The sequence below is a fragment of the Paenibacillus sp. J22P143 genome, assembly GCF_059692035.1.
Map to the genome: position 1 here is coordinate 711,669 of NZ_JCAUAQ010000002.1, position 17,642 is coordinate 729,310.

16 protein-coding genes and 1 pseudogene are annotated in these 17,642 nt (G+C 45.0%); 6 read left to right on the forward strand and 11 right to left on the reverse strand.

From position 1 onward, the window contains the following. Positions 1–47: 47 nt before the first annotated feature. Positions 48–989, reverse strand: a complete 942-nt coding sequence (locus tag AC58PQ_RS06840; RefSeq protein ID WP_497241202.1) for a metallophosphoesterase family protein — start codon at positions 987–989, stop codon at positions 48–50. A gap of 231 nt (positions 990–1,220) precedes the next feature. On the opposite strand from AC58PQ_RS06840, the gene AC58PQ_RS06845 reads away from it, so the two are divergent. Together AC58PQ_RS06845 and AC58PQ_RS06850 are read left to right on the forward strand one after the other, a co-directional pair. Beyond that, positions 1,221–2,489: a CapA family protein gene (locus AC58PQ_RS06845; protein ID WP_497241203.1), complete on the forward strand. Its 1,269-nt coding sequence runs from the start codon at positions 1,221–1,223 to the stop codon at positions 2,487–2,489. 18 nt (positions 2,490–2,507) lie between these two features. After that, the gene (locus AC58PQ_RS06850; protein WP_497241204.1) at positions 2,508–3,134 is read left to right on the forward strand and encodes a fumarylacetoacetate hydrolase family protein; all 627 of its coding nucleotides are present in this window, start codon (positions 2,508–2,510) and stop codon (positions 3,132–3,134) included. 62 nt (positions 3,135–3,196) lie between these two features. Here AC58PQ_RS06850 and AC58PQ_RS06855 read toward each other — a convergent pair whose 3' ends face one another. Beyond that, positions 3,197–4,390: an HD domain-containing phosphohydrolase gene (locus tag AC58PQ_RS06855; protein WP_497241205.1), complete on the reverse strand. Its 1,194-nt coding sequence runs from the start codon at positions 4,388–4,390 to the stop codon at positions 3,197–3,199. Positions 4,391–4,503: 113 nt separating this feature from the next. Here AC58PQ_RS06855 and AC58PQ_RS06860 point away from each other — a divergent pair, with 113 nt between their 5' ends. Further along, positions 4,504–5,313 (forward strand): DUF92 domain-containing protein, encoded by an 810-nt coding sequence (locus tag AC58PQ_RS06860; RefSeq protein ID WP_497241206.1) that lies wholly within the window; start codon positions 4,504–4,506, stop codon positions 5,311–5,313. A 20-nt stretch (positions 5,314–5,333) separates the two neighbouring features. On the opposite strand, the gene AC58PQ_RS06865 is transcribed toward AC58PQ_RS06860, so the two are convergent. The 5 genes and pseudogenes from AC58PQ_RS06865 to AC58PQ_RS06885 all read right to left on the reverse strand — a co-directional run bounded on the left by AC58PQ_RS06865 (position 5,334) and on the right by AC58PQ_RS06885 (position 9,468). Further along, positions 5,334–5,639, reverse strand: a complete 306-nt coding sequence (locus AC58PQ_RS06865) for a LapA family protein (protein WP_497241207.1) — start codon at positions 5,637–5,639, stop codon at positions 5,334–5,336. Positions 5,640–5,756: 117 nt separating this feature from the next. Further along, positions 5,757–7,547: an oligoendopeptidase F gene (gene pepF, locus AC58PQ_RS06870; RefSeq protein WP_497241208.1), complete on the reverse strand. Its 1,791-nt coding sequence runs from the start codon at positions 7,545–7,547 to the stop codon at positions 5,757–5,759. 284 nt (positions 7,548–7,831) lie between these two features. Then, entirely contained in the window at positions 7,832–8,014 is a 183-nt protein-coding gene (locus AC58PQ_RS06875) for a hypothetical protein (protein ID WP_497241209.1), read from the reverse strand. A gap of 307 nt (positions 8,015–8,321) precedes the next feature. After that, positions 8,322–8,963, reverse strand: a pseudogene (locus AC58PQ_RS06880) (TerC family protein); the annotation flags it as partial. A gap of 259 nt (positions 8,964–9,222) precedes the next feature. Then, a complete protein-coding gene (locus AC58PQ_RS06885) occupies positions 9,223–9,468 on the reverse strand; it encodes a hypothetical protein (protein WP_497241210.1) in 246 nt (81 codons plus the stop codon). Positions 9,469–9,653: 185 nt separating this feature from the next. Between AC58PQ_RS06885 and AC58PQ_RS06890 the strand changes: the two genes are divergently transcribed. Next, positions 9,654–10,358, forward strand: a complete 705-nt coding sequence (locus tag AC58PQ_RS06890) for a class I SAM-dependent methyltransferase (protein ID WP_497241211.1) — start codon at positions 9,654–9,656, stop codon at positions 10,356–10,358. Positions 10,359–10,497: 139 nt separating this feature from the next. Next, positions 10,498–10,695, forward strand: a complete 198-nt coding sequence (locus tag AC58PQ_RS06895) for a cold shock domain-containing protein (protein ID WP_028556542.1) — start codon at positions 10,498–10,500, stop codon at positions 10,693–10,695. 90 nt (positions 10,696–10,785) lie between these two features. Here the strand turns inward: AC58PQ_RS06895 and AC58PQ_RS06900 are convergent, their stop codons facing one another. Continuing rightward, positions 10,786–11,406 carry a TetR/AcrR family transcriptional regulator gene (locus AC58PQ_RS06900; RefSeq protein WP_497241212.1) on the reverse strand — a complete coding sequence of 207 codons (621 nt, stop codon included), beginning with the start codon at positions 11,404–11,406 and terminating at the stop codon, positions 10,786–10,788. Between the two features lie 137 nt (positions 11,407–11,543). Between AC58PQ_RS06900 and AC58PQ_RS06905 the strand changes: the two genes are divergently transcribed. Then, positions 11,544–13,769, forward strand: coding sequence for an MMPL family transporter (locus AC58PQ_RS06905; protein WP_497241213.1), 2,226 nt, complete (start codon positions 11,544–11,546; stop codon positions 13,767–13,769). A gap of 374 nt (positions 13,770–14,143) precedes the next feature. Here AC58PQ_RS06905 and AC58PQ_RS06910 read toward each other — a convergent pair whose 3' ends face one another. The 3 genes from AC58PQ_RS06910 to AC58PQ_RS06920 all read right to left on the reverse strand — a co-directional run bounded on the left by AC58PQ_RS06910 (position 14,144) and on the right by AC58PQ_RS06920 (position 17,586). Continuing rightward, a complete protein-coding gene (locus AC58PQ_RS06910) occupies positions 14,144–14,791 on the reverse strand; it encodes a nitroreductase family protein (RefSeq protein ID WP_497241214.1) in 648 nt (215 codons plus the stop codon). Positions 14,792–15,052: 261 nt separating this feature from the next. After that, positions 15,053–16,231 (reverse strand): MFS transporter, encoded by a 1,179-nt coding sequence (locus AC58PQ_RS06915; RefSeq protein WP_497241215.1) that lies wholly within the window; start codon positions 16,229–16,231, stop codon positions 15,053–15,055. A gap of 20 nt (positions 16,232–16,251) precedes the next feature. Continuing rightward, positions 16,252–17,586 (reverse strand): multi antimicrobial extrusion protein MatE, encoded by a 1,335-nt coding sequence (locus AC58PQ_RS06920; protein WP_497241216.1) that lies wholly within the window; start codon positions 17,584–17,586, stop codon positions 16,252–16,254. Positions 17,587–17,642: the final 56 nt, after the last annotated feature.

Below are 17,642 nucleotides of genomic sequence, written 5' to 3' on the forward strand. Positions count from 1 at the left end.
GTATATGTGGAAAACCTAGAGAAAGCCTCCTGATGTCTAGCAACAGCTCAATCACTCAAATCCCCCAAATGCACCAACCCTGTCGTAATCTCCAATTCATACCGTCGACTATCCGGCATCTGAACCTCATACGCCATCTGAACAGCTCGCTTGATATCATAGGGTACGCGCACGAATTGGAGCCCAAACCCTGCTTGAACCATGGGATCAGTCTCACCCTCGATTATGCAGTAACACGCCTGAGGTATCCCGTCATAGGGAATGCCGACACTTCCCACATTAAACAGCAACAACCCGCTGCGGCCACCATCACTTGCACTCAGCACAGAATCGTCGTTGTGCGACAATCCGTTCCGCTTCCCATCACTTGTACTTATCACAGAATCCTCGTCTAGCAGCAGCGCTTCCAGCCCCTCGTCATTTGCACGCTTCTCAGAATTGCTGCTCTCCAACCGCCCGCCAACACTTGCACCCTTCTCGGAAGGATCGCTCAGCGTCAACATATAGGGGATATGAATATCCCCATATCCGACAATATCCGGCTCATTCCTATCTGCGGGGAAACCGGTTATCTCCGTATTTTCAAACATTGCTAGCCGCTCTTTCTTGGCAGCTTCCCGCTTCAAGCGATGAAAGACGCTCTGAGCTGACGCGTGGAACAATCGAATATGCTTCCCGCTGAGCACAACATCGATCGAGAAGGGAAGCTGCTTCAAATAGGCTAGACGCTCATCACCGAGCGCTTGCTGCTGCCACAAGCCAGCTGGCAGCACCTGAGGAAGCGTAATGCCTAAATCCCAGTTGCCTTGCACGACGGCTTCACAGGTCATCTTAATGAGGTCAACTACTTCGGCCGAACTAGGGCCTTTACCCACAAGATCGCCTAAACAGAAAATACGAGTGATGCTTCTGCATGTAATATCCTTAAGTACTGCTTCTAATGCAGGTAAGTTTCCATGAATATCAGAAATAATAGCGATTCTTTCCACGGCGATGATTCCTTTCTTTTTAAATATAGAACTTATATGTTTCACGCAGTAAGTCTGCTACTATTTCTAGATAAACGCTTCCGTCCAAGAAGGACGGTGTAGTCGTTTATTTCGCCAACCAATGCTTCAGTTATACCATACAGCACACAATCTGAAAATGTGAGACGCTTCCTATTACCCAACGATGTCGACATCTGTTATAATTTGTAGGGGGAAAGGGGAATGTTTTAATTGGAATCCAGACAAGATCGTCACGGTAAATCGAAAAAAGATTCAAACCCGAGCAAAAAGTCTTCACTTAAAGTGTTAGGTGTCTTCACAGTTGCAGCGGTTGCTTGTTTTGCCATTGGAATCGGGGCTTCCATTTGGACATCCAATTCTAATAATGGGGAAGAAGATGGAGTTGCTTCAACGCCAATGGCGATTATTTCGCCTAAACCAACGACAGCCATTCCGAATGGCAATTCGACTGCGCAGGTTAGCCCCAAAGCTTCTGCCGTCGTTACCACGACACCCAAGCCAACAGCAAATGCAACAGTGGTTAAGCCAGAGGGAACAGGCGCACAAGTGAAATTAACTTTTGTGGGTGATGTGATTATGGCCTCCAAGGTGGAAGATATTTTAAAGCAAAAAGGCTTTGACTACCCGTATACAAATGTGAAAGATTTCTTAACCAAAGCTGATTTTACAATTGCAAATTTGGAATCTCCGATAACGACTAGAGGAAGCGTTCAGAGAAAAGAATATGTGTATCGTTCTTCGCCTGAGGCGTTACCGCCACTTAAGCAAGCAGGCGTTGACATTGTTAACTTAGCCAATAACCATGTGATGGATTATGGGACAGAAGGCTTGTTAGATACGATGAAGGCGCTGGACCAAGAAGGCATTAAGCGAGTGGGAGCCGGCAAGGATAACGTAGAAGCCTATCAACCTGTGTTGGTGGAAAAAGATGGCGTGAAAATTGCTGTTTTTGGTTTCAGCCGTGTCGTGCCACAATCTTCTTGGAAAGCTGCACCTGGGCATCCTGGGGTTGCAGAAACGTACAGTTACAAGCTGCCAGTTGAGGCGATTGAGAAAGCCAAAGCATCCGCTGATCTCGTCGTTGTTGTGGCTCACTGGGGCGTAGAACGCGATGACAATCCGGATAAAAATCAAAAAGAGCTCGCGCACCGTTACATTGATGCAGGTGCTGATCTAGTTATCGGAGGACATCCGCATGTCCTGCAAGGCTTTGAACAGTACAAAGGTAAATGGATTGCGTACAGCTTAGGCAACTTTATCTTTACGACGAATGAAACCCCGAAAACGTGGGAAACTGTTATTTTGGAAGCAGCCTGTACAAAGGACAAGTCCTGCAATATTCACCTTGTACCGATACTGACCAAAGCAGCCCTGCCGACTCCGATGAATGAGGTAGATGGGGCCAAGCTCTTTCAACGATTAAGCCAGATTTCCATTGGGGCTGGGGTGGATGCTCAAGGAAATGTGAGTAAGAAATAATAGAGGAGTTCATCTAACATGACAGCTACGATCCGAAATATATATTGCGTTGGACGCAACTACCGCGCACATGCCGCAGAACTAGGGAACGACGTTCCTGATCAGCCGATGATTTTTACCAAACCTACACATGCGTTAGCACATATAGATGGTGGCGCTCTGTCTCTTCCTAGTGATCAAGGCGAGATTCACTATGAAACCGAACTTGTCTTACATATCGCGAAGCCTTATACGGAAGGTATTCAAGTCGATGAGATCGTGGATCAATACGCATTGGGGATTGATTTTACACTCCGCGATGTACAGAATGTGATTAAGAAAAAGGGGCAACCTTGGCTGCCTGCCAAAGGTTTCCTGAAGTCGGCGCCGATCACGGCTTTCCGTCCATTCCCAGGGGCGTCGGAATTAAAGAAGTCGAATTTCCAGCTTCGTAAGAACGGACAGGTTGTTCAAGATGGCAACATCTCCCTTATGATCTTCGATCTTCAAACCATTATCGATTTTATTGCGAAGCACTATGGTTTAGGACCTGGCGATATCATCTACACAGGGACGCCTGAAGGCGTTGGTCCCGTCAAAGACGGCGATCGTTTAGAGCTTATCTGGGGCGAAGAGCAATTCGGAGCTTTTGCTATTAGCTTATAAAAAAAAAGGGCAGTCTCCAAGGTCACATCGACCTGAGAGAACTGCCCTTTTTCCTAGAGACACTATGTAAGATCTTCATTGGGATTGGCTAAGGCTGCATCCGAGTATTGCTCTCTTACACGAAGAATGGCAGGTAATTGTTTGAAAAAGGCATCAACCACATCAGGGTCGAAATGCTCTCCGCGTTCTTCTTGAAATAATTGAAGGATCCGATCGAGCTCCCAGGCCTTTTTGTAGACGCGTTCACTGCCAAGCGCATCGAAGACATCGGCAATGGCCGTTATGCGCCCATAAATATGGATGTCATCCCCCTTAATACCGCGGGGGTAACCACGACCGTTCCATTTTTCATGATGTTCATAAGCAACGACTGCAGCTGTTTTGAGAATGTGCCGTGTTGAATTCCGGAGCAGGTTGTACCCGATCAGCGTATGATTTTGCATGAGCTTGAACTCTTCATCCGTCAGCTTCCCAGGCTTGTTGAGAATAGCATCGGGGATAGCTACCTTGCCGATATCATGCATCGGCGACGCGATTTTTAATAACTCAGCTTCGTCGTTACTCATGCCTAGCTCGAGCGCAAGCAAATACGAATACTCGGCAACACGCTTCACATGATTTCCAGTTTCTTTGGAGCGACTTTCGCCAATTTCGCCCATCCGGAAAATAATTTCCTTCTGCGTTTCTTCAATCTCGATGGTAAGGAGAGCAGATTCCAGTGATTTACCTGCATAGGAGGAAGCCAAGGTTAAATATTCCATGTCCTTATCGGAAAATTGCTCGCTATCTGTTAACTTATTAATCGCTTGATAAGCCCCCATGATCTCGCCTTGACTATTTTTGAAGGGAATCACCATTAAGGCTTTCGTCCGATAACCGGTTTGTTGATCCGTCCGGATGGCGCCATTCTGCAGATAAGATTTGTATTCCTCATTGGTATAAGCATCATGAATGAAAACAGCTTGATCATTGGTCACCGCATAGCCGACAAGGCCAGCAGAGCTTGGAATTCGAATTTCATCGAGACCATGAGCTACTTTGGACCAAAGCTCATTCTTTTGTGTATCGAGCAGCCAGACGGTACAACGGTCGGAGACAATCATCTCACGGCCCATATCCGCCATCAGCATAAGTACATGATTAAGATGACGTTCGTTCGCAATCTTGGAAGCATAGTCGAAAATGACACGCAGCATTTCCTCGGGCTCCAGATCACTTTTGAAACGGGAATTGGTAGTGAATTGATCTTGCTCCATGTCAGCCTCCTATCGCTTATCACATTCATAGTATCATAGAATTGGTTGTTTATGGGTAAGAATCCTGCAGAAATGCCCGAATATTGTCGAATAGAAAGGGGAGAATCCTGTTTATGCCGTGGATTTATGGATTCGCAGGAAGCGTGGTTATAGCAGGCGCAGCCTATTGGAAGAGATCCTTATCTTTATCTGGGATGATTGCAGCAGTTCTGCTAGGAACGACGATGTATGCACTGGGGAGCATAGCATGGTTCGGCACACTTATTGCCTTCTTCATCTCATCTAGCCTGCTATCAAAGTTCAAGCAACAGCGTAAAGCTGCAGCAGAAAGTGATTATGCAAAGGGGGGGAGACGTGATGCAGGTCAAGTCGCTGCTAATGGGGGCCTTGGTTTACTTCTATGTATCGGAAATGCCATCTGGCCAAATCCTATCTGGTGGTTGCTCTATTTGGGCGTTATGGCAACAGTCAATGCGGATACGTGGGCAACGGAAATTGGTGGGTTGAGCAAGTCAAATCCGAGGTCTATCGTGAGTGGGAAGCGGGTTGCGGCAGGAACTTCAGGTGGAATTACGGGCCTGGGATTGATAGCTTCTTTGCTTGGTGGGGCGTTTATTGGTCTTGTTGGAGGTATTTACCAGCTTGGGGAGTCACATGAGGCGAACAGCTCTATTGTTATTCTGGTCTTGCTAGGTGCAATTGCTGGATTAGGAGGATCTCTCGTCGATTCCTGGCTAGGGGCGACGCTTCAAGTTATGTTTCGTTGTGAGATTTGCGGTAAAACGATCGAGAAGCAGGAACATTGTAATCAGAAAGCTAGGCAAATCCGAGGTCTCCGAGGGATGAGTAATGATGTAGTGAACGCAGGTTCGTCATTCATCGGAGGGGTAATTTGCCTCACTTTAAGCACCTTACTTCTCTGAGCTTGTTTTTTTCAATTCGTCTATACACTTGGCTCGCTATGTACTTGGTTGGATTCAGATGATGATGCGGCTGACGGATGTAGCGCTTCATGAAGCTGCTTCTCTAGTTGTTTCACTTTACGTTGCAGCTTGTACTGACGAACTATGCCGAAGAGACCAACAATCAGTCCGCCTAATAAGGTTGATGTTAAAATGACAAGAATGAGAGGCGTGGATGTCGTCGTGAACATGAAGTTCACTTGTACCGGCTCCACATTGACGACAGCAAAAACCGCGGTAATTAGAGCAAATACTAAAGCGCTGATGAGAATCCATTGCATCTTCATAATAGCCATCATCCTTTCTTTTTTAAGAAAAAGGTTGAAAGCCTCTGCTTTCAACCTTTTTTGCTTGCTATCCGCCCTCAGTAAGCAGCCGAGCGGCGGTCTAAATCACTGAATCGCTTACTTCGTGAGCTCTTCCATTTGATCCAGCAACGAACTGAATACGCTCATTGCTTGCTTAATTGGCTCAGGCGTTGACATATCTACGCCGGCTTTCTTAAGAATGTTCAGCGAGTAGTCGCTGCCGCCGCTTTTGAGGAAGCCGAGGTAACGGTCAACCGCTGGCTGACCTTCATCCAAAATCTGCTTCGCAAAGGAAGTAGCCGCAGAGAAGCCTGTCGCATATTTATAGACATAGAAGCTGTTATAGAAGTGAGGAATACGTGCCCATTCCATCTCGATATCTTGATCTACAACCATGTCATTGCCATGGTAGAGCTTATTCAAGCCATAGTAGATTTCGCTGAACTCTTGAGGTGTCAGAGATTCGCCTTCTTCTGCTTTATCATGCGTGATCATTTCGAATTCCGCGAACATCGTTTGACGGAATACCGTTGTCCGGAACTGATCAGCGTAATACGTAAGCAGGTACATTTTTTCCTTCGGATCCGTTACACGTTTCAGAAGGTAATCCATGAGAAGGGCTTCGTTCAGCGTAGAAGCAACTTCGGCTAAGAAAATCGTGTATTGCGCATAACGATACTCTTGGTTCTCATCTGACAAATAGGAATGAATCGCGTGACCCATCTCATGCGTCAACGTAAACATGCTATTCAAATTGTCTTTATGGTTCAATAATACGTACGGATGCGTGCCGTAAGCACCCCAGCTGTAAGCGCCGTTACGTTTGTTTTTGTTCTCATACACATCGATCCAGTGGTTGTCGAAGCCGTCTTGAAGAATTTTCAAGTAATTTTCGCCTAGCGGAGCCAAGCTTTTCTTGATTTCTTCTTTTGCTTGCTGGTAGGTAATATCCATTTTGAACTCTTCAACGAGCGGTGCAAATAGGTCATACATATGTAACTCATCGACCTTGAGCAGCTTTTTACGGAGTTTAAGATACCGCTGTAGCTGTGGCAAGGATTCGTGAATGGTGGAAATTAAGTTCGTATACACTTCTTTCTTGATATTGTCACCGAACAGCGATGATTCAAGAACAGAAGGGTAATGACGTGCTTTTGCATAGAAAATGTTTTTGTTGATGTTCGCGCTTAGTGTAGCGCCAATCGTGTTGCGATTGTTGCGATACGTTTCATAAACGGCTTTGAACGCATTTTTTCGAACTTCAGGATCCCGGCTTTCTAAGAACTGAATGTAGCTGCCGTGAGTAAGCTCGACTTCCTCACCTTTTTCGTTCTTCACCTTCGGGAACTTCAAATCGGCATTGTTCAGCATGCCGAAAATGGTGCTAGGCGCTCCAGCCATCGTACCCGCTTGAGCAAGAAGTGCTTCTTGTTCTTTAGATAACGTATGTGGCTTCTGACGAATCATTTCTTCGAGTGTATCTTTATAAAATGATAAGGAAGGATCACTCACAAGCTGCTGAAGCTTCTCGTCCGATAGGCTTAGAATTTCAGGAGAAATAAAGGAAGCCGCTTCGCCGACCTCGACACTAAGCTTTTTGGCTTTTTCGGATAAGGCCTGATAAATAGGTTCTGCTGTATCTTCATGATGCTTCATGTTGGAATAGACATATAATCTTTCCATTTTCACAGAGAGTTCATCTTCCAACTGGAAAATTTGCTTTACGGAAGCTGCATCGTTAAGTTTTCCTTGGAAGGCACTGACTTTGCTAAGCGAGCTTTTCACAAATTGATATTCCTGATCCCAAGCCTTCTGATCCGCGAATAAATCCTCCAACTGCCAACGGTGCTCGGCTGGTACTTGCTTGCGATCCAATAATTGAGTCATCGGAGCCCTCCTGTCCTTGTTTTGAAATTGGGGTAAGCTGGTATCCTTTGCGTGTAAATCAGCTATAGGGAACGAGCTTAGAAGAATTCCCATTGCAGCCGTTACATATAGAAGGCGCATTGCGGTCACGCTCCCGGCATATTCCCATGAGGAATGTTCTAGTTGAAATCCCATAACATGGTTTTCACCTAGTATGACCGATTGCGTGGGCAATTATGATTTGATTATACAAAACAAACGACTCTGTCGTCCATGATGGACGAGCGCGCTAGCCTTAACGAAATTTAAGTACCTGCTTGGAAGAAGCTAAGCAAGATCAGGACGAAGGATATGGAGACCATAACAATCGCCAATAGAGCAAGATAGCGTTTCATTTGTGCCGGAAGGCTGTCTTTTTTCATAATCAATATGATCGCCAGGCAAAAGGATACAATTACAAATGTGAGTATAGATCCAGAATCGGTCATGAGAAATCATCCTTTTTCCTATAGAATATGTCACTTGTTTCAATGTACATGATACTAATTTTCGCTGTCTCGCGTCAAAATTCCTTTTTTACTGGCTTCGAAAGAGGTTTTCTCACCCTGCATGCTGCATCGTTTCATTGGTTGTATCATCATCTTCCTCTTTGACGAGAATGAACTTGCCGCGCGAATCCATTTTGACCGTAAAGCGATCTTCAGGCGATATCTGTGCTTCTTCACTAAGCTCCTTAGGAAGTGTTAATTGTCCGCTATCCCCGACACTAACCTGATAGCCAATCATTTTCGACCATTTGCCTGCACCAAGCACAAGGACGATGAGTAGTCCAATGAATAACCATTTCCCTAGAAGATTGGATTCGAAGAAGGGGGCAAGGAACTTTTCACCCGTAATCATTTTACCTGCGGTAAGTGCAAGTACACCTGCACCGATATAAATAATCGAAGGATACTTCTCGATCCACTTAATGAATAATGTGCTACCCCAGACTACAATAGGAACACTGACTAACAGACCGATGATCACGAGCAGGAAATTCCCATGTGCCGCGCCAGCGACTGCGATGACATTATCTAAACCCATGACCGCATCAGCGATAATGATGGTTCGAATTGCGGCCCACATGCTGTCCTTCACTTGCATATTCTCATGATTTTTCTTCTCGCTCAGTAGCTTATACGAAATCCATAACAGTAAGATACCGCCGATAAGCAGCAGTCCAGGAATTTTGAGCAACGTAACAACTATGAGCGTGGCCAGTGCACGTATAATAATCGCACCAACCGTGCCCCAGAGAATAACTTTCTTCTGTGTTTCTTTTTTTAAGTTGCGTGCAGCCATCCCAATGACGATGGCGTTATCACCAGCAAGCACCAAATCAATCAGAATAATGCTAAGCAGAGAGACGAAAAAGCCCGTTGATAACCAATCCATACGCGAACACACTCCTTCAAGGTTTTTTGAATGTAAAAAGAGCCCAGCACCGATGACCGGTGAAGGCTCTAATTCATCAAAAAAGACCTTCACCAATATACATGGCAAAGGTCTTGCTAACAACGTTGTCGTTGCCAATAAAGCCGGGATCTGATGAGGATCCGAATTGACGACTTTACTGTATCAGCTACTCCCCTTTGGAGTGTTACTATGAGATTATACGTTATTATATGCGATGCGTTTCAAAATAGTCCTAATTTTATACGTTTCTAAAAGCATCCATAATGGCTTGTAATTCTTCTTCCGTGCCATCGAACTTATCTTTGGCAAATCGCTCACTAGCCCAGTGAAGCATAGCAGGTCGTCCAATAAATGTGTGGCATTCTTCGCCCCATTGATCAGATATTTCGGTTAGGACGATTTTGGTACCTTGAACCTCAACATTGAGCATGTTCCATTTATCTTTTTTATAAATCGTATGTCTTTTAAAAGGTTGGTGCGACATGTCTTTTCCTCGTTTCTGTAATAAGCTTATAGATGAAAACAATCGTATCATAAAATGCGATTTTTTCCAAACAAGCTGATCTTTTTTCGTTATTTTCTTGTTGCACCGGTGAAGCGCTCGTGATAGAATTCTCCTAATCCTTTCCAGAGGGAAGGGGTTGCGAGCTGAGTTGAGGAGAGATGAGAATGGAAAAGAAGCGTGTTTATGAGCAAGTAGGGGTTGCAATGACCTCGAGATCGTATGTCGAGTACGAGAAAATGTTTATGTTGCAGACTACGAATTTGATTGGACAGCGAGTTTTGGATGTTGCCGGTGGTGCATCTTCGTTTACGACTGAAGCACGGCAGCTTGGTATTGATGTAGAAGCGGTTGATCCTTTGTATGAGAAGTCACCAAGTGCAATCGAGGAACACGGTCTGCAAGAGATTGAGCTTGTTGCAGCGAAGATGGCGAAATTAACGGATGTCTACGACTGGACGTTTTATGGTTCCGTAGAGAAGCATAAGGCAGGGCGCATTCATGCGCTTCAGAGGTTTATCGAAGATTTCTCTAGCGCAGAGGGAGCAGCGAGGTATCATACAGCTTCTTTACCTTCGCTTCCGTTCGAATCGGAGTGCTTTGACCTCGTGATGTGCAGTCATTTTCTTTTTCTGTATGAAGAACAGTTCGACTATGCGTTTCACTTGGCTGCGATCAGAGAATTGCTTCGTGTTTGCAAGCTTGGCGGCGAGGTGCGATTGTACCCGCTGATGAGTTTCCGCACTGTAGAATATTCACGTCTCACTGAACTAACCAGCGAATTGGAGAAGGACGGATTTACGGTTCAAAAGAGAGAAGCTAGTCTACCTTTTTTACCAAATTCTCACCAATTTTTAAGCATAAAAAAGTAGCTCTCTGCATAGTGGAAAACCTTGGTACATCAACAAATTTCAGCATGTCCGCCTCGTAATTTCCGTTGATTTTTGACCTCGCAAATGGTATAATTTCCTTATTCGTCATAGATGGCGATATTTTTAGGAGGTTGTTCATTTGAAGGGTACAGTGAAATGGTTTAATGCAGAAAAAGGGTACGGTTTTATTTCTGTTGATGGAGGCGACGATGTATTCGTTCACTTCTCCGCAATTCAGGGCGAAGGATTCAAAACATTAGAAGAAGGCCAATCCGTTGAGTTTGATATTACTCAAGGTAACCGTGGTCCTCAAGCAGCTAACGTCACCAAATTATAAGAAAACGGGACTCCCTACTTATAAATAGTGTCATAGCACAAGCAATAAAGACAGTTCTCGGGTTAACCGGGGCTGTCTTTTTTGTTGTATTCATTTCGGCGGGTATAAGCCGTGCCACAAAATGTCGATAATTTGAGTTGCGGCTGCACCCTCATTAGGAAACATCTTATCCCCGTTTCCGTCTCGCGCATGGCCCATCATGAGGAGTGAGGTGTAGGCACGGGCGATCACACGAGGATCAACGGGACCGATTTCACCGGAGTCAATCGATTTGCAGAATTCATTTTCCAATACATCCAAGATGCCCTGCTCGGATTTACGCATGGCCTTCATTTGCTCCTCGGAAAGCGTGGCTTCCATCTTTCGCATGAAGGAATGAAGGTCGAAATCGATCGCTTTCAGATGTCCTTCTGTAATACCGAGCAACCTTTGACGAAGCGGCGCGGGCTCGCTTAATCGCTTGATGGTTACTTGTCTTACGTTATCCATCAATTGAACCATGGAGGCTGTAAGCAGGTCGGATTTGGATGGGAAATAATAATAGACCGATGCCTTCGTTACTTGGCATTCTTTGGCGATATCGTCCATGGAGACAGACTCGAAGCCGCGAGTTAAGAATAAGGGAATGGCAGTCGTTAAAATTTTCTGATTAAGTGGCATTTCACCCTGTGAGACCCGGGGTCTGCCAAGTGGTTTTGATTTTTTTTTCATAAGTGTCACTCCTGAGACGAATCTAAATGAGAATAATCGAAATAAAACTTGATTAATTAACTATGTAGTATATATAATTAATTCCATTGCAAGGATAATTATATCACGATTTCATTTTTTGGGAGAGAGGCTACGTTATGCATGAAAATCCGTTTTTCAGTAAAATTGGCAGCATTGTTGCAGGTCGCCGCAGCAAATGGGTGACATTGGCCATTTGGATTTTACTTACAGGCATTTTATCTGTCTTTCTACCTAACGTCAATTCACAAGAAAATAATGCTGCACAGCAGCTGCCAACCGATGTTTGGTCGCTTGAAGCAGCAGCGTTGATGAAGGAGCAGTTTCCAAGCAATGAAGGCGTTCCTGCACTCGTCGTTTGGTATCGCGGGACAGGATTGACGGATCTAGATTTAGCAGCTATTCAAAAGGTCGCCAAGCAGCTAACTGATACGCCGTTAGCCGCACAGAAGGGATTGCCTCCGCTGCATCAAATGCCAGTGCCAGCGCTTAAAGGCATGGTATCCAAAGACGGTCAACTTCTAGTAATGCCAATTTCATTCAACGAAGGTACAGAAACGGAAGTCCTTCAGGAAGACATGAAGAAGCTGGAAGAGGTAACGGTTCATACAATGGGTAGTGACCCTTTTGAGGCTAAAGTAGAAGATGATGGTCTGCATGCGCGAATTACGGGGCCTGTGGGCATTCAAACAGATGCAACAGCCCTGTTCAAAGGAGCGGACTTTACACTTTTGTTGGCAACAGTGCTTATCGTACTACTTCTTCTCATTTTACTGTATCGCTCGCCAATTCTGGCTCTAATTCCACTTGTAGGCGTTGGATTTGCTTATGGGATCATTTCGCCTATTCTTGGCTTCCTGGCCAAACATGGTTGGATCACAGTAGACGCACAGTCGATTTCGATTATGACAGTACTGCTGTTCGGTGCAGGAACGGATTATTGTCTCTTCTTCGTTGCCCGTTTCCGTCAAGCCCTATTGGTTGATAGAGACAAATATAAAGCACTTCGCGTGTCATTCGGTGGCTCAACCGGTGCGATCGGGATGAGTGGACTCACGGTTATTGTTTCCTTACTGGGCTTGTTATTCGCCCACTATGGCTCGAATCATCGGTTTGCAATTCCGTTTAGTGTAGCGATCTTCATTATGGCAATTGCCAGCTTGACGCTTGTTCCAGCACTGCTTGCCATCATTGGACGCGTATCATTCTTCCCGTTCATTCCTTTGACGGCAGAGATGCGAGCGGAGAAAGAGGCGCGCAAAGGGAAACGCATTCGTGATCAAAAGCCTGTTGGGGCCATGAATGCTGCTCTTGGACGTGTGGTAACTGAAAAACCAAAAAGTGTGCTTATCATCTCTTTAATCGTTCTTATCACGCTTGCTGCATTTGCTCCACAGATCAAGTTTACGTATAACATCTTGGAATCGTTCCCTTCCACAATGCCGTCACGAGAAGGCTTTACCTTGTTATCCGAGCATGTTTCACCGGGCTCACTGGCTCCTGTTAAGGTGGTTGTCAATACGGAAGGTAAGAACGTAGATGTCCAAGGCGCGCTTGCCAAGTTATCTTTTGTAGAATCAGTGAGTAAACCAGAAGATAGCAAGAAAGATGCTAATTATAAGGCATTTGAATTGATTTTTAAGCAAGATCCCTACGATTTAGAGGTAATCAATCAGATTCCTGAAATTCGGAGCACCTCAGAGCAGAAGCTGGTAGAGGCGGGTATAGCTGCACCGCAGGTGTGGGTTGGTGGTGAAACCGCCACGCAATATGATACCAAAACCATCGTTGAGCGCGATACCAAGATTGTCATTCCCGTTGTTATCACCGTGATAGCGATACTCTTACTTGTATATCTCCGTTCTATTGTGGCAACCGTCTATCTGATTGCAACAGTGTTGCTCTCGTATTACTCTGCGTTAGGGGCAGGTTGGCTCATATTGCACTACTTCATGGATACTGCGGCGATTCAAGGCTTAATTCCGCTGTATGCATTCGTCTTCCTCGTTGCGTTAGGAGAGGATTATAATATTTTCATGATTTCTAGCATTTGGCAGGCAAGGGATCGGTTGAAACTGAAGGATGCCATTCGATTGGGCGTAAGTTCAACGAGCAGCGTTATCACCTCAGCAGGATTAATTTTAGCAGGCACCTTTGCTGTTCTTGCCTCACTGCCTATTCAAGTGCTTGTGCAGTTCGGTGTCATCTGTGCCGTAGGTGTGATCTTAGATACGTTCATTGTAAGGCCGTTCCTCGTACCATCGATTACCATGCTGCTTGGGGATGCCGTGTTCTGGCCAAGTAAAGTGAAACGAGGGCCAACAGAAGCTTTATCCGACAATTAATTCTAGGTAAAACATAAAAGAGGACTCCTACAAGCCATGTGTTTGGCTAAGGCCCTCTTTTTTGCAATTTTTTCTCTTGATGGTGTGAATACACGCTGAGGTTTGAAAAATGCAGAAAGTGCATCCTTTTTTATCGAAGTAACCTCTCAATCTGGAATTGATGCGAAAGTGCAACTATTTTTGACGGGACTCCCCATTTTGGCACATCGCCGGTCCTAAAGGATGCACTTTCGCACTAATTTATGTATGTTTAGCCGATTTCGCTGAAAATAAGTGTTCTTTCGCATTTTTGACCATTTACGCGTTACACATGGCGTATTTACTTGCAACAAATAAAGGAGCTAAGCGCAACACACCACCTAGCTCCTTACTTTTTAGTCGATGATCTGAAGAATCTCATCCACTTCTTTGCGTGCCATTTTACCAGGTCGATCCTTCGGATAGCCAAGGGAGATCACCATGTTAATTTGATATTCAGCTGGAATTTCAAGGTAAGCCCGGATTTGATCCTGTGCAAGCAGCACAGGGCCCGTCATAGGGCACGTCGCTAGACCTCTTGCATGTGCGGCAAGCATCAGGTTCTGTGAAGCAAGACATGAGCTCTTGATGCCTTCTTCCGCCCATACATGATCATCGACTAATTGAATCGGGTCGAAAATGCGATCACGAAACTTGGATTCATACGGTGTCGCTAAGCAAATGATGAGTACGGGCGCATCCGAGAAAGCCGTCGCATAAGGGCCGAAGGATCTCACGAGCATGCGTGCTTCTCTGGATAACCCCTTCTCCTCTGCAGCAGCGGCACGCAGGTGCAGCTGATCCCATGTCAATTGCTCAATATGCTTGATCTTATCTGTATTTCGAATGGCGATAAATTTCCACGTTTGTGAATTCGTATCACTCGGAGCATAGCGAGCACAGTCAATTATTTCACGAATATCTTCAATTGCGACTGCTTGTTCGGTAAAGTTACGAATGCTGCGTCGTTCAAGGACGATCGCTTTGAAATCTTCATAATTCATAGTAAATGGGTACCTACCTTTGCTGCTCATATTATTCTGTGTTCTTTACCACAATAGAAAGACGTTTTCGGTTCCCGAAAACGTCTTTTCTATTTGGCGATAAAACCATCCTCTGAACGCGGTCGCTCATCATTGAATTGCCTCGATAGAGGTTTTCTCATTACTTGGTACTAAGACTATATCCGTATTATAGGGGAGATGGGCTAGGAGTACAACTGCCGCGACAACTAATCTGCTCAAGTGGGAAGACCTTCCCATGTATCATCGACTAGGAAGGGCGTCCTCATTCTTCTGAAAAAGATAAGTGCATAGAAATCCGATGGCTGACGTTGTCGATAAGCACGCGGCAATGAGATAGACGGTACTGCCGCCAGCTTCATTATAAATCCAGCCGCCTGCCGTACCACTAATCAACCCAGCAATACTAGACCAAGCTACCGCAAATATCGCTTGACCTGAGGAACGATACTCATCCGGAATAATCTGGCTTAAATAGCGATTCGCTGTAAATAAGAATACACCGAAAGTTAGACTGTGCAGTAGCTGAATACCAATCACCCAAGTTGGATCTTGGATAAAGCTCATCATGATGAAGCGGAATGCATAGATAACACCGGCAAAGGCAAGTAACGGCAGCTCTTTAAAGCGATGGCCATGCTTACTTAAATAGAAAAATACGGGAATCTCGCTTAAAGCCGATGTCATCCAAGCATAACCAATCAATGAATCTGAAGCGCCTAGCTGACGCATATAGAGAGCTAAGAAACCGTCATTGAACCGATGTGAAACTGACATGATAATCACGAGTATAAGAAACCAGATGAATTTCTTAGAGCGGATAATATTGACCATGCCACCGAAGGCCATCTTCTTGCCGCCTTGACGCGTATCTTTCAGCAGCAGGAGAATGATTAACGTACAGCCTATCGTGATAAAAAGCAGGACAGGTGTTAGCCCTGTACCATATGCTCGTAATAACAAGCCGAAGCCGCCAGCAGCTAAAGCAAAGCCGATAGAGCCATAAACACGGAAGGATGCGTAGCTTTTTCCGCTGGATCGAATATGCAGCATGACTTGGCTGTCATTCAAGGAGTTAACAGGCTGCTGGAAGAAGAAAAACGCCGCCAAGCAGACGTAGAGCAGGGAGAACCAGCCTGCCGTGAAAACCAAGATGGCTGTTACAAGCTGACCAAGGATCAGAATGATCATGATCTTCTTTACTGTTTGATAGCGATCGCTTAGGAAACCCCACAGCAGGTTGGTTGCAATACCGATCAACGGCCCAATGGCATATAGCAAGCCGATTTGGATTTTGGAGTATCCTTTATAATCGAAATAAAGTGGGAAAAAGGTAACAACAATCCCCATCGTCATAAAAAAGGAAAGAGTAAACATTTTAAGCAATCGATCGTTCGTATCAACCGGATTTGATTTGGACAAGCGTAATCATCACCATTTCATTACATATTTTCTTGAGGTTGGCTAGGTTGCTGAACATCGGCTGTTCGGTTGAGCACGTAAATGACGACAAGCAGCTCTGCCAGCATGCCCACCGATTGTGCAAGCGCGCCAATCATCCCATTCCAGCCTGGAACAGTTGCAATGGCAACGAATAAAGTTAATATCGTAATAGTAGCATTCGCAGATTGGGAGAAAACCATGATTTTTGTTTGGCCGCGCAGCATAATAATGCCATTCATATAATCAAGCCATGGGAATACAATCGTCATAATCATGAAAATACGCATGGCACTCAAACTGGCTTGTCTCAATTCGGCATTTACACCCATTACGTGTGTCATAAACCAGGGTCCAATCGGTGTATAGGCCAGTATGGCAATGAGTGCTCCTGGAATGAAGCTAAGCAGGAGAATGAATTTTTTAACACGCACAGCATCTTTGCGATAAAAGTTAAGGACAATTTGATGTATGTACGAGAAAAAACTCATCACTAGCTGCGTTAAGGATCCAGCAATCGCAAAGGATGCGATGGCTAGATGGATATGTGTTGTTTTGCCTAATATCGCATTAATGGACGGTCCGATAATTACAGCAATAACAGACGAATATAATAGCGGTTTATAAAAGCTGAAAATTTGCTGCTTTGTCTCAATCGGATGATTGGGCGCTTTCTCTGGAATGACTCGCTTTAGCAAGCTTGTACCTTCCCAAATGGCAACTGTGGCTTCGATGATCATCCCGACAAGGAAGATAATGGCACCTACTTTTCCGCTAGAGACATTATCCGTTGTAATGAAATATAAAGATAAGAGGTACATCGCGATAATCCGGATACACATACCAATGGTTAACCATTTGGTCCGCAGATTGAATATGATAATCCCATGAAATAAACAACGCAGGCCAGAGAAGATGCTAACGTACATGAGAATGCGATATACACTTAGTGTTGCAGCTAGCATTTCGCGCTCTACGCCGAAAAAATAAAGAAACACCCATTCGCCAACCGGTGTGTAGCAAAGTATAAGGCCAAGCAGAATAATACAGGCAAATACATAAGAGCTCACAACGCCCATGGCACGGAACGAAACCCGATCCCTGACGAGTGCAGAGCAGGCTTGTCGTAGCAATACAACGGGTCTTTCAGTCAGTCCTAGAAGACTTAGGGGGATGGCATAGCTGGCAATGACGAGCTCGGGATTATCAGCTCTAGCCAAAGTGCTATTAATAATAACATGTGAGAGGGTTACAAGCGTTGCAGAAAGTCCGAGGGGGAGGAAAAAGGAGATGAGCTGTTTCCATGTGATGTTTTCTTTTAATGTCTTAGCTTTCATCCAAATCGCACTCCTTCGCGTTTTGCAAAACATTTCTTAAGTATATCAGAAAATGA

Bases quoted from the DNA above. Each gene is read 5' to 3' on its own strand.
- AC58PQ_RS06850 (WP_497241204.1), top strand. From the start codon at position 2,508: ATGACAGCTACGATCCGAAATATATATTGCGTTGGACGCAACTACCGC.
- AC58PQ_RS06855 (WP_497241205.1), bottom strand. From the start codon at position 4,390: ATGGAGCAAGATCAATTCACTACCAATTCCCGTTTCAAAAGTGATCTG.
- AC58PQ_RS06860 (WP_497241206.1), top strand. From the start codon at position 4,504: ATGCCGTGGATTTATGGATTCGCAGGAAGCGTGGTTATAGCAGGCGCA.
- AC58PQ_RS06865 (WP_497241207.1), bottom strand. From the start codon at position 5,639: ATGAAGATGCAATGGATTCTCATCAGCGCTTTAGTATTTGCTCTAATT.
- pepF (WP_497241208.1), bottom strand. From the start codon at position 7,547: ATGACTCAATTATTGGATCGCAAGCAAGTACCAGCCGAGCACCGTTGG.
- AC58PQ_RS06875 (WP_497241209.1), bottom strand. From the start codon at position 8,014: ATGACCGATTCTGGATCTATACTCACATTTGTAATTGTATCCTTTTGC.
- AC58PQ_RS06885 (WP_497241210.1), bottom strand. From the start codon at position 9,468: ATGTCGCACCAACCTTTTAAAAGACATACGATTTATAAAAAAGATAAA.
- AC58PQ_RS06890 (WP_497241211.1), top strand. From the start codon at position 9,654: ATGGAAAAGAAGCGTGTTTATGAGCAAGTAGGGGTTGCAATGACCTCG.
- AC58PQ_RS06900 (WP_497241212.1), bottom strand. From the start codon at position 11,406: ATGAAAAAAAAATCAAAACCACTTGGCAGACCCCGGGTCTCACAGGGT.
- AC58PQ_RS06905 (WP_497241213.1), top strand. From the start codon at position 11,544: ATGCATGAAAATCCGTTTTTCAGTAAAATTGGCAGCATTGTTGCAGGT.
- AC58PQ_RS06910 (WP_497241214.1), bottom strand. From the start codon at position 14,791: ATGAATTATGAAGATTTCAAAGCGATCGTCCTTGAACGACGCAGCATT.
- AC58PQ_RS06920 (WP_497241216.1), bottom strand. From the start codon at position 17,586: ATGAAAGCTAAGACATTAAAAGAAAACATCACATGGAAACAGCTCATC.